Source organism: Acinetobacter sp. YH12235, from assembly GCF_013417705.1.
Lineage (GTDB): Bacteria > Pseudomonadota > Gammaproteobacteria > Pseudomonadales > Moraxellaceae > Acinetobacter.
Map to the genome: position 1 here is coordinate 1 of NZ_VPDL01000003.1, position 11,592 is coordinate 11,592.

Annotated in this window: 9 protein-coding genes; 5 read left to right on the forward strand and 4 right to left on the reverse strand. The window is 43.6% G+C overall.

The window, feature by feature from the left end; translation table 11 throughout:
• Positions 1 to 234: 234 nt before the first annotated feature.
• The 3 genes from ilvC to FTV13_RS02425 form a co-directional block, all read right to left on the reverse strand.
• A complete protein-coding gene (gene ilvC / locus FTV13_RS02415; protein WP_005232140.1) occupies positions 235 to 1,251 on the reverse strand; it encodes a ketol-acid reductoisomerase in 1,017 nt (338 codons plus the stop codon).
• A gap of 107 nt (positions 1,252 to 1,358) precedes the next feature.
• Complete coding sequence (ilvN, locus tag FTV13_RS02420) at positions 1,359 to 1,850, reverse strand: acetolactate synthase small subunit (protein WP_004782091.1); 492 nt, start codon at positions 1,848 to 1,850, stop codon at positions 1,359 to 1,361.
• Positions 1,847 to 3,574, reverse strand: coding sequence for an acetolactate synthase 3 large subunit (locus tag FTV13_RS02425; RefSeq protein ID WP_180010859.1), 1,728 nt, complete (start codon positions 3,572 to 3,574; stop codon positions 1,847 to 1,849). Before FTV13_RS02425 ends, ilvN begins: the two co-directional genes overlap by 4 nt.
• Before the next feature lie 681 nt (positions 3,575 to 4,255).
• On the opposite strand from FTV13_RS02425, the gene FTV13_RS02430 reads away from it, so the two are divergent.
• The 4 genes from FTV13_RS02430 (at position 4,256) to holA (ending at position 9,170) form a co-directional block, all read left to right on the forward strand.
• Positions 4,256 to 4,606 (forward strand): DUF4124 domain-containing protein, encoded by a 351-nt coding sequence (locus FTV13_RS02430; RefSeq protein WP_180010861.1) that lies wholly within the window; start codon positions 4,256 to 4,258, stop codon positions 4,604 to 4,606.
• Between the two features lie 122 nt (positions 4,607 to 4,728).
• On the forward strand, positions 4,729 to 7,350 hold the full coding sequence (leuS, locus tag FTV13_RS02435; protein ID WP_166139080.1) for a leucine--tRNA ligase: 2,622 nt from the start codon (positions 4,729 to 4,731) through the stop codon (positions 7,348 to 7,350).
• A gap of 278 nt (positions 7,351 to 7,628) precedes the next feature.
• Entirely contained in the window at positions 7,629 to 8,162 is a 534-nt protein-coding gene (locus FTV13_RS02440; protein WP_180010862.1) for a hypothetical protein, read from the forward strand.
• 9 nt (positions 8,163 to 8,171) lie between these two features.
• Positions 8,172 to 9,170, forward strand: coding sequence for a DNA polymerase III subunit delta (gene holA, locus FTV13_RS02445; RefSeq protein ID WP_179992379.1), 999 nt, complete (start codon positions 8,172 to 8,174; stop codon positions 9,168 to 9,170).
• Here the strand turns inward: holA and FTV13_RS02450 are convergent.
• The gene (locus FTV13_RS02450) at positions 9,167 to 9,616 is read right to left on the reverse strand and encodes a bacteriohemerythrin (protein ID WP_166136355.1); all 450 of its coding nucleotides are present in this window, start codon (positions 9,614 to 9,616) and stop codon (positions 9,167 to 9,169) included. The two genes, holA and FTV13_RS02450, sit on opposite strands and share 4 nt — an antisense overlap.
• Before the next feature lie 600 nt (positions 9,617 to 10,216).
• Between FTV13_RS02450 and FTV13_RS02455 the strand changes: the two genes are divergently transcribed.
• The gene (locus tag FTV13_RS02455) at positions 10,217 to 11,590 is read left to right on the forward strand and encodes a MacA family efflux pump subunit (protein ID WP_180010864.1); all 1,374 of its coding nucleotides are present in this window, start codon (positions 10,217 to 10,219) and stop codon (positions 11,588 to 11,590) included.
• The last annotated feature ends 2 nt before the right edge of the window (positions 11,591 to 11,592 follow it).

Sequence of the window (11,592 nt, forward strand, 5' to 3'; positions counted from 1 at the left end):
TTCGCAAGAGATGCGATGGATGTCTGGTGATTTGTAGTCATAAATTTTAGTCCCCACTTGTTTTTAAGTGGGGACTAAATTAAGGCTTATAGGATGAATTCATAAGGTGTGTTCAGCGGACGCTTACGATCTTTCATCTTATCTTTTTATATTTATTTAAATTATTATTCGACTATATAAAAAAACCCACTCTAGTGAGTGGGTTTTCGCATTCAAATCAATTGATTTGAGAAATTAGTTTTTCTCTTTATCAACGATTTTGTTTGCTTGAATCCAAGGCATCATCGCACGCAATTTAGCACCAGTTTGTTCGATACCGTGTGCAGCATTTTGACGACGACGAGCAGTCATAGATGGGTAGTTCAACGCACCTTCTTGGATGAACATCTTCGCATATTCACCAGATTGGATACGTTTAAGTGCATTACGCATTGCTTCACGAGACTGTTCGTTGATTACTTCAACACCAGTTACGTATTCGCCGTATTCAGCATTGTTAGATACTGAGTAGTTCATGTCAGCGATACCGCCTTCGAACATCAAGTCAACGATCAATTTAAGTTCGTGTAGACATTCGAAGTAAGCCATTTCTGGAGCATAACCAGCTTCAACCAGAGTTTCGAAGCCCATTTTAACCAGTTCAACAGCACCACCACAAAGAACCGCTTGCTCACCGAACAGGTCAGTTTCAGTTTCTTCACGGAAAGAAGTTTCGATGATACCTGTACGGCCGCCACCTACACCTGAAGCGTAAGAAAGAGCTACGTTACGTGCATTACCAGAAGCATCTTGGTGGATCGCGATTAAGTCAGGAACACCTGAACCACGTTGGTATTCAGAACGTACAGTGTGACCAGGAGCTTTAGGCGCAACCATGATTACGTCTAGGTCTTTACGTGGAACAACTTGGTTGTAAAGAACAGAGAAACCGTGAGCAAATGCTAGAGTCGCGCCTTCTTTGATGTTTGGCTCGATCACGTCGCGGTAAAGTTGAGCTTGGAACTCATCTGGAGTCAAGATCATGACTACGTCAGCTTGAGCTACAGCAGCAGGAACTTCAGCAACTTTAAGACCAGCGTTTTCAGCTTTTTTCCAAGAAGTAGAATTCGCGCGTAGACCAACAGTTACGTCAACGCCAGAATCTTTAAGGTTAAGCGCGTGTGCGTGACCTTGTGAACCATAACCAATGATTGCTACTTTCTTAGATTGGATAATAGATAAGTCGCAGTCTTTATCGTAAAAAATTTGCATTGCTGTCTCCGCTTAAATGCTTGTGTGTCCGTTTCATCAGGCAATGATCCTTGATCACATTGCCTGAAGCCCCCTTCTTATTAGAATGAGGAAATAATTTAAAAAATTTAGATGGTTAGTACTTTTTCGCCGCGTGCAATACCCGACACGCCTGAACGCACCACTTCCAAAATCGTGTTTTCTGCTAATGCGTCAATAAAACCGTCGATTTTTTCAGTCGTACCTGCGATTTGAATCGTGTAAGTTGTTGGCGTTACGTCAACCACCTGGCCACGGAAAATATCGGTCGTACGTTTGATTTCATCACGGGTTGCGCCTAAAGCTTTCACTTTGATCAGCATCAATTCACGTTCAATGTGTGCACCTTCAGACAGATCCACCACTTTAACCACTTCTACCAGCTTGTTCAGCTGTTTGGTGATCTGTTCGATCTTGTGATCATCACCATACGTGGTCAAAGTCAGACGTGAAAGTGTTGGGTCTTCAGTTGGCGCAACGTTCAATGTTTCAATGTTGTAGCCGCGTTGTGAGAACAAACCTACCAAGCGAGAAAGCGCGCCTGCTTCGTTTTCTACGAGTACAGAGATAATATGTCTCATTTCGTGCGCTCCCCTTTTGCTAACCACATATCCTGCATCGATTGACCCGCAACTAGCATTGGATATACGTGTTCTGTACGGTCAACCATTACGTTAATAAATACGCACTTATCATTGATTGCCATCGCTTCTTCAAGCTTAGATTCAAGCTCGTCTGCGTGGTCAATCTGAATACCTACATGACCATAAGCTTCCATCAATTTTGCAAAGTCAGGTAAAGACTCTACATAAGAGCTAGAGTGACGGCCTTCGTAGTTCATGTCCTGCCACTGTTTCACCATACCCAAGGCACGGTTGTTCAGGCACAAAATTTTTACGTTCAAGCCATACTGCTTACAGGTAGAAAGTTCCTGGATACACATCTGAATTGATGCTTCACCGGTGATACACACTACTTGCTGATCCGGGAATGCAAGTTTCGCCGCCATTGCATATGGCAGACCTACACCCATCGTACCTAGACCACCAGAGTTAATCCATTGACGAGGACGTTTGTAGCGATAGTGCAACGCGCCGAACATCTGGTGCTGACCAACGTCAGAGGTGATGATCGCTTCACCATTGGTGACTTTGTCTAGAGCACGAACCACTTGCTGTGGCTTCATAGAACCATCAGTCGGTACATCAAACTTCAAGCCATGAACCTGACGCCATTCATCAATCTGTTTCCACCATGCCGCAATCGCTTCAGGATTTGGCTTGGACACATTCATTTGCTTCAACTGGTTCAGCATTTCGTTCAGTACAGGTTTTACTGCACCCACGATTGGAATGTGCGCCATGATGGTTTTAGAAATGGTCGCCGGATCGATGTCAATGTGAATGACTTTGGCATTCGGACAGAATTTCGCCGGGTTATTGGTTACACGGTCATCGAAACGTGCGCCTACACACAGAATCACGTCTGCATTGTGCATGGTCATGTTGGCTTCGTAAGTTCCGTGCATACCCAACATGCCGATGAATTGTGGATCATCGCCTGGGAATGCGCCAAGGCCCATCAGGGTATTGGTAACCGGGTAACCCAATAGATGTGCAAGCTCAGTTAATTGTGCTGAAGCATTGCCCTGAACCACGCCGCCGCCTGAGTAAATGACTGGGCGTTTCGCATGAATCAGTTCATCAATCGCTTTACGGATTTGACCTGAGTGACCACGATATGGTGGTTGATACGAACGCATCTTCACTTTTTCAGGATATTCGTAAGCAAATTTCTCTGCCGGGTTGGTTGCATCTTTAGGAATATCAACTACAACTGGACCTGGACGGCCAGATGACGCGATATAGAATGCTTTTTTGATAATTGAAGGAATTTCGCTGGCATGGCGAACCTGGAAGCTGTGCTTCACGATTGGGCGAGAAATACCGACCATATCAGTTTCTTGGAACGCATCCTCACCGATCAAATGGCTTGCAACCTGACCAGACAGGATCACCATTGGAATGGAGTCCATATAAGCCGTTGCAATTGGAGTAACGGTATTGGTCGCGCCTGGGCCAGAAGTGACCAGCACAACACCAGTTTTACCTGTTACGCGTGAGTAAGCATCCGCCATGTGACCGGCAGCTTGTTCGTGACGTACGAGGTAATGATTAATTTTGTCTTGTTGAAATAGCGCATCATAAATATGCAGTACTGCGCCGCCTGGATATCCAAAAACATGTTCAACGCCTTCATCCGCTAATGCGCGAACGAGCATTTCACCACCAGATAGAAGTTCCAACGTGATTCACCCTATATTATTCACTGCACAAATGGGAGGCATTTGCAGTGTTCATTCATTAACTGTCTGCACTGTTATAGCACACAAATTTCATAGTTTTCAAAGCAATAGGAATAAAAAATCCGATCTACCTGCTGTTCGAGCAATACAAGATCTAAAACATGTTGGGGTAAACATATTTTGTTCGCTTTGTTCAATTTTTCGGCTAGAAAAATTGCCCATTGCATGACATGACACTTATTCGAAGGGTGATCGATCTAAGGCATATAAAACTATTGCTGCATTCTTGTGTTTTCAGCCTTTAAAGTCAAGTTTAAAAAACAGGCTATTATTGTTTATACGTCTAAAATTTGCTGCTTTTACAGGCAATTTCGACTTTAACTCTGGTTTTTAGCTTTAAAATTCTAATTTAAATTAATAAATTTCATATACTTAAAACTTTAATTTTATAAATTTTTAATATGTCTTATATAAAAAAATTGAATGAATTTTTAAGAAATTCAATGCAACTGTTTATAAATAAATTTTTTTTATATAAAATTACTCTTTTTAGTTATCAGCTCAAAACATTAAGATCACTACTGATCACAAAATTAATTGAATTAAAAATCATCTTATGGCAAAAAATTCTCTACAATAACAACTCTATTTAACCGCTTGAAATTTTCAGGACTTTTACTCATGAAAAGATCTTTCCTGACCGCAGTAAGTTTTGCCACTACGCTTGTTTTAGGTGTAGCAAGCAGCCCTGCTTTAGCGATTGAATATTATAAATGGGTCGATGCCAAAGGCGTGACTCACTATACCAAAACCCCGCCTCCTAAAAATGCCAAGCATAAAAGCAAAGTAGAAACCTATGGCTGGACCAATTCCGCGCCTACCCCAGCAAGAACAACCGAAAATGAGAACCGGACCGAAACGGGTAACTCAAACTCATCTGCACCTGTGCCTGTCGTTTCTGAAAATGAGCAGCAACAGCGTGAAGCCAATGAAGCTTTACAACGTGGTCAGTCTGAGCATGTAGCCTTCTAATCATACTCGTCTGCCAATTTAGATTTTTCCTGCAGAATCCCGTACGCAAAATTCACTTTTAGGTGCATTTTGCGCTATGCTGTGCCTTATATTTTTTTTAACCGTTCTCTTGTATTACGTATATGACTACTCACATTGACTCAGAATATCAAGCCAGTGCGATTGAACCTCAAGTCCAGCAGGACTGGGAATCTCGCAAAGCCTTTAAAGTTGCCGACACTGTAGAAGGTCCACGTCGTTATATCCTCTCGATGTTCCCTTACCCAAGTGGCAAACTGCATATGGGTCATGTGCGTAACTATACCATTGGTGACGTGATCAGCCGCTTTCACCGTTTAAAAGGTGAAACTGTATTACAACCCATGGGTTGGGATGCTTTCGGTCTTCCTGCGGAAAACGCTGCAATTGCACACCAGGTCGCTCCTGCAAAATGGACTTTCGAAAATATTGATTACATGCGTAATCAGTTGAAGAAACTTGGCCTGTCTGTAGATTGGGACCGTGAATTCGCAACCTGTACACCAGAATACTATCGCTGGGAACAATGGTTATTCGTTCAGCTTTATAAAAAAGGTCTGATCTACCGTAAACTTTCCACTGTGAACTGGGACCCTGTCGACCAAACCGTTCTTGCCAATGAACAGGTTGAAAATGGTCGTGGCTGGCGTTCAGGTGCATTGGTTGAAAAACGTGATATCCCAATGTACTACTTCCGCATCACTGATTATGCGCAAGAATTACTGGACGATCTTGAAACACTGAAAGACGGCTGGCCACAACAAGTCCTGACTATGCAACGCAACTGGATTGGTCGCTCACAAGGTATGGAAATCACCTTCCCTTCAGCGAATCCGGAAGTCTATGCAGACGGTTTAACTGTATTTACCACGCGTGCCGACACATTGATGGGTGTAACTTATGTTGCAGTTGCAGCAGAACACCCAATGGCGTTAAAAGCTGCGGAAAATAATCCTGAGCTTCAAGCATTCATCGAAGAATGCCGTATGGGTTCTGTGGCAGAAGCGGATCTTGCGACTGCTGAGAAGAAAGGCATGGCAACAGGTCTTTCTGTGAAACACCCTGTAACAGGTGAAGAAGTTCCAGTCTGGATCGCAAACTACGTTCTTATGTCTTACGGTTCAGGTGCGGTGATGGCGGTGCCTTCACATGATGAACGTGACTTCGAATTTGCCAATAAATATGGCTTAACCATCAAGCAAGTGATTGATGCCAAAGGTGCAGAAGATACAGACTTTGACGCAACTCAATGGCAAGAATGGTACGGCTCTAAAGACGGTAAACTGGTTAATTCAGGCGAATTTGACGGTTTAGACTTCCAAGGTGCGTTTGATGCATTCTTGGCGAAACTTGAACCACAAGGTCTTGCGAACGTTAAAGTTCAATTCCGTCTACGTGACTGGGGTGTATCTCGTCAGCGTTATTGGGGTTGTCCAATTCCAATGATCAACTGTGACAAATGTGGTCAAGTGCCAGTGCCTGAAGATCAACTGCCTGTGGTACTTCCAACTGACGTGGTTCCAGACGGTTCAGGTAACCCGCTGAACAAGATGCCTGAGTTCTACGAAACTAAATGTCCATGCTGTGGTGGTGACGCGCGTCGTGAAACAGATACGCTAGACACATTCGTAGAATCATCTTGGTACTATGCACGTTATGCATCTCCAGACTTTACTGATGGCATGGTAAAACCTGAAGCAGGTCAAACTTGGCTTCCTGTAAACCAATACATCGGTGGTGTTGAACACGCGATTCTGCACTTGCTCTATGCACGTTTCTTCCACAAATTGATGCGTGACGAAGGCGTGGTACAAGGTAACGAGCCGTTCACTAACTTGCTCACTCAAGGTATGGTGCTTGCGGATACTTATTACCGCGAATCTGAGTCTGGCAAGAAAACCTGGTTCAACCCTGCCGACATCGAACTTGAGCGTGATGAGAAAGGTCGCATCACTTCTGCGAAATACAAAGGTGATGGTCAAGATGTCATCGTTGGCGGTCAGGAAAAAATGTCGAAATCGAAAAACAACGGTATCGACCCGCAAGCGATTATTGACCAATACGGCGCAGACACTGCACGTGTGTTCATGATGTTCGCAGCCCCACCTGATCAATCACTTGAATGGTCTGATGCCGGTGTTGAAGGTGCAAACCGCTTCCTGAAACGTGTATGGCGTTTGGCAACCGGTTTCCTTGAAAAAGGTAATACCGCGACTGACTTCGATAAAGCCGCTCTTTCTACAGCTGCGCAAGATTTACGCCGCAAGACTCACGAAACCATCCAGAAAGTGGGTGATGACATTGAACGTCGTCACGCATTCAACACTGCGATTGCAGCAATGATGGAACTGTTAAATGCGAACAACAAGTTTGAAGCGAAAGATGATAATGACGTTGCTGTAGCACGTGAATCGATCACTACGCTTCTTACTTTATTGGCACCATTTGCACCACATTTAAGTCAGACTTTATTGGCTCAGTTTGGAATCGAGTTAACTCAAGCGCAGTTCCCACAAGTGGATGAATCTGCATTGACTCGTAATACCCAAACCATCGTGGTTCAGGTCAACGGTAAACTTCGTGGCAAACTTGAAGTGTCTGTGGATGCATCTAAAGATGACATTCTTGCTCAAGCCAAAGCATTGCCAGAAGTTCAGCAATTCTTGACTGGCCCAACCAAGAAAGAAATTGTGGTACCGAATAAGCTAGTGAACTTGGTGGTTTAATTTCCTTGAAGCCTCCTTGAGCAAGATATAAAGCACTGCTTTATATTGAAGCGCAAGAAAGGGAGGTTTGGAGGGATTTAATCTCCCCTAACCCCTCTTTAATAAAGAGGGGAATTCCCGTCCATATATAAAAAATGGGTTCTCCTCCCTTTTTTAAAGGGAGGTAGGGAGGGATTAAAAAACAATTCCAAACAAAGCCCGTTGCCAGCCAACGGGCTTTGACTTTACAATCCGGTTCAGGATTTCAAATATTTCCCTGAGGGAAAAAGAGGATACTCATGCATTTAGGCAAACGTTTAGCAGAAATTGTTTTAACTTGTGGTCTAAGTGCAGGCCTCGTTGGCTGTGGCTTTCATTTAAAAGGAACCAATCCGAGTTCCGCACCTGTAGCTTACTCAGTCATGAGTCTGGCCTTACCTGACAATACTGAAGATCTTCAGGAAAAACTGGCTGTTTACCTGGGTGCTGCTGGAGTACAGCTGAGTAATGCACCTGATGCTTATGTCTTACGTGTCCTAGATTACACCCCTCGCCGTTTAGAATTGAATGGCAAACTGGTGGAAACCTTATTGCGTCTGAATGTGACTTTCCGAATCGAAGATGCACAAGGCAATCCGGTGACTGAACCTCGTACGGTAATTGCGACCCGTACCTATCAATATGATATTGAAACCGTGAATACGGATGACCAGGAACAAAAATTCTTAAATCAGGTCCTGATTGATGATGTGGCCCAGCAGATTGCCCGTCAAATTTCATCGAATCGTTTGCCATTGGCAAAACCAGAAACTTCGACTCAACCAGCCCAATAAGACGACCCAATGAAACTTGACTACCTCCAGGCATTAAAACGTGTCAATGAAGCTCGCGGTGCCTGGGTGTTACATGGTCAGGAGCCTTTGCTGGAACAGAATCTGGTAGATGCCTTTCGTAGCAGCTGGCAAAGCCGTGAAGTTGAACGCCAGCGTTATGATATTAGCTCTGCCTCTGACTGGAAAAATGTCTTCAATGCTTTAAACAGCCTGTCATTATTTTCTAGCCAACTGGCAATTGAAGTGCATGGCAATATCAAACCGGATGCCAGCGGTCTCAAACTGTTAAAAAGCTATCTGCAGCAGGACAGTGATAACCTGCTGTTGGTGGTCATGCCGAAACAGGATGCCAGCAGCCTGAAATCCAGCTTTTTCCAGACCATTGATGCCAATGGCGTAAATGTATCGCTAGTGGCCAACTACCCAAAAGATCGTCAACAGATCCTCGGAATTGAAGCGGAAAAACTGGGAATTAAGCTGGCCAATGACGCCTGGCAATGGCTAGAGCAGCATCATGAGCACAATTTGCTGGCAGCCAAAAATAGCCTGATGCGCGTAGCAGATACCTTTGCTGAAGTAGATATTATCCAGATTGACCATCTATATGCCTGCTTGCAGGATCAGTCCCGTTACAGCACCTATGATCTGAGTGATGCCTTGCTCAATGGGAATTTGGCACAATCAATTAAGATCTTTCAGTATCTGATTGCCTCAGGTGAACCGATGAGCCTGATTTTGTGGAGTATCAGCAAAGAAATGCGTCTATTGATGCAATTATTTGAACAGCCACAAAATGCCTTACAAATCGGTATCTGGAAGACTAAAGTGAGCTTATATCAGCAAGCCTTGCGTCGTTTAAGTCCACAGCGCTTTTTAAGCTGGCCTCAGCTTTTGATCCGGATCGATGCTGCAATCAAAGGGATGTCCAGAGAGAACCCTGAACATCTGATCTTGCAGGCCATTGCTGAAATGTGCGGTCAAAGCTTGTTTGCATCTCCGAGTGCCTAACTAAAGAAACGCGCAAACCAGCCTTTGCCTTTTTTCTTCTCCTGCGTTCGCAGGTAGCTCAGCATATTGTCCCGTACTGCTTCTACATAATCCTGATCATCGTGCTGAATATGGTTGATGAGCCATTTGGACAGAAGACGATATAAATCTTTTTCAATGGACTGACCTTGCTCAAACTTCAGACGATAATCATTTAATTTTTTGACAAATAATTCATGTATGCCGCGATGTGAAGGCAAATATTGATAACTCACCTGTTCCAGCAGGTTTTCTTCAAAGCTGAAATGTGACTGAGTATAGTCGATCAAATCATCTAAAACCTCCCGGATTTTATCGCGATCTCCGGTACTTTTGACCTGCTCTAAAGCATTTATATAGTCCAGAATCTGGCGATGTTGATGATCAATCACCTCAATTCCAATATTGTAACTTTCATTCCATTCCATCTATGAACCTCATCAATTTTCTTAGTAAAGTCGTATTATTTTTCCGCTCATTAAATGATCATATTCTCTTAATGAATAAACCCATATTTTTTTTATGGAATTAGATATTACAAACTTTATTTGCTTAAATCTATATGTAAAACATAGATTTTTTAAATTTTAGTAGAACACATCGTTCGAAAAATTAGATTAAAAATGAAAGAGGTTGGCTTTAGCGCAGAATTATTTTTACAACAAATATCATTAAAAACTTCCATGATATTGAGCAGCATTATGGCGTATTTTTACCAGCAGTTTAGTGGCCAGGTTTTTGCATGCAGTATGTCTGAGAAGTACTTTATACTCCCATGAAGTTTTAATTAATTCATCATATGATCAATATTTTTTGGATAGCTAAATCGTATAAAATTTCACCTAAAAAAGATGATTCCAATAGGAGTAGGTCAATGAATCCTTTATATAAAATCAGGTTTTATCTTATATGCTTTTTTAAACCAGGCAGTGGAAAATAGTTCTCATTTTAAATAAAAAAAATTCACGTTTTATCCTAATTTCGCTTTTATAATCAACTGTTATCCTACGACCCGAATCTGAATCCATATGCCAAAAATAAAACCTGCGAAACTCATTATGGCGATTGTAATTGCCATCCTGGTGGCAGTCACTGCCTGGTATTTTCTGAAACCAAAAGAGCAGCAGCCACAATACATTACAGCTGAAGTGACCCAAGGGGATATTGAAAATTCGGTACTGGCAACTGGTGTACTTGAAGCCACCAAAATGGTCAGTGTCGGTGCCCAGGTTTCGGGTCAGGTTAAAAAAATGTATGTGCAACTCGGCGATCAGGTCAAACAAGGCCAACTGATTGCCCGAATTGACTCTGTTCGTCAGGAAAATGATTTAAAGACTGCTGAAGCCAGCATTAAAAACCAGATGGCACAGCTTGCCGTGAAACAGGCCAACCTTGCCAAGGTGGAAGCCGAGTATAAGCGTCAGCAAGCCATGTATGCCCAAGATGCAACCTCGCGTTCAGAACTGGAATCTGCATTAGCCAGCTACAAAACCGCTCAGGCAGATATCACTGCGATTAATGCACAGATTGAGCAGTCACGTTTAACCTTGGCAACCGCGAAAGAAGATCTCGGTTATACCCAAATCGTGGCACCCATGGATGGAACTATCGTAGCGATCGTGACTGAAGAAGGTCAGACTGTAAACGCCAATCAAAGCGCACCAACGATTGTGAAACTGGCACAACTGGATACCATGACGATTAAGGCTGAGATTTCCGAAGCCGATGTCATGAAAGTTCAGGAAGGCCAAACAGTGTACTTCACTACTTTGGGTAATACTGATAAGAAAATTTACGCCAAACTTCGTCAGGTTGAACCTGCACCAAATTCAATTAATACCGAAACCAATACTTCAAGCTCAACTTCAGGCTCTGCAGTGTATTACAACGCCCTGTTTGATGTACCGAATGAAGATGGCAAGCTGCGTATTGATATGACGGCGCAAGTCTATATCGTTCTTGATGAAGCACGAAATGTACTGACTGTTCCGGCGGCTGCCATTCAAGGTTCAAACCGTCCACAACGTCCGAATCGTGGTGAAGGCTCTTGCGGTGCCGTTGACCCATCTGCACGTGGTGAAGGTCAGGATCAAGCCCGTGGCGATAGTAAACGTCCGGCAGGTGACCGCCCTCCTCGCTTAGAACTTTCTGATGCTGAACGTGCCCTGGTTGAACAAGGTAAAGCTCAGCGTGCCATGGTTCGTGTATTGCAGGCAGACGGAACAGCAAAACCAACCCCTGTCCTGATTGGTCTGAATAACCGTGTAACCGCACAAGTGATCAAAGGCTTGAAACGTGGTGATCAGGTTGTGATTGCAGATGGCTCTGATACTTCTAATGACGGTGCTAAACGTGGCGGCAGTGGCCGTGGTCCTGGTGGCGCCGGCCCAATGAGAATGTAAGC

Bases quoted from the DNA above. Each gene is read 5' to 3' on its own strand.
- ilvC (WP_005232140.1), bottom strand. From the start codon at position 1,251: ATGCAAATTTTTTACGATAAAGACTGCGACTTATCTATTATCCAATCT.
- ilvN (WP_004782091.1), bottom strand. From the start codon at position 1,850: ATGAGACATATTATCTCTGTACTCGTAGAAAACGAAGCAGGCGCGCTT.
- FTV13_RS02430 (WP_180010861.1), top strand. From the start codon at position 4,256: ATGAAAAGATCTTTCCTGACCGCAGTAAGTTTTGCCACTACGCTTGTT.
- leuS (WP_166139080.1), top strand. From the start codon at position 4,729: ATGACTACTCACATTGACTCAGAATATCAAGCCAGTGCGATTGAACCT.
- FTV13_RS02440 (WP_180010862.1), top strand. From the start codon at position 7,629: ATGCATTTAGGCAAACGTTTAGCAGAAATTGTTTTAACTTGTGGTCTA.
- holA (WP_179992379.1), top strand. From the start codon at position 8,172: ATGAAACTTGACTACCTCCAGGCATTAAAACGTGTCAATGAAGCTCGC.
- FTV13_RS02450 (WP_166136355.1), bottom strand. From the start codon at position 9,616: ATGGAATGGAATGAAAGTTACAATATTGGAATTGAGGTGATTGATCAT.
- FTV13_RS02455 (WP_180010864.1), top strand. From the start codon at position 10,217: ATGCCAAAAATAAAACCTGCGAAACTCATTATGGCGATTGTAATTGCC.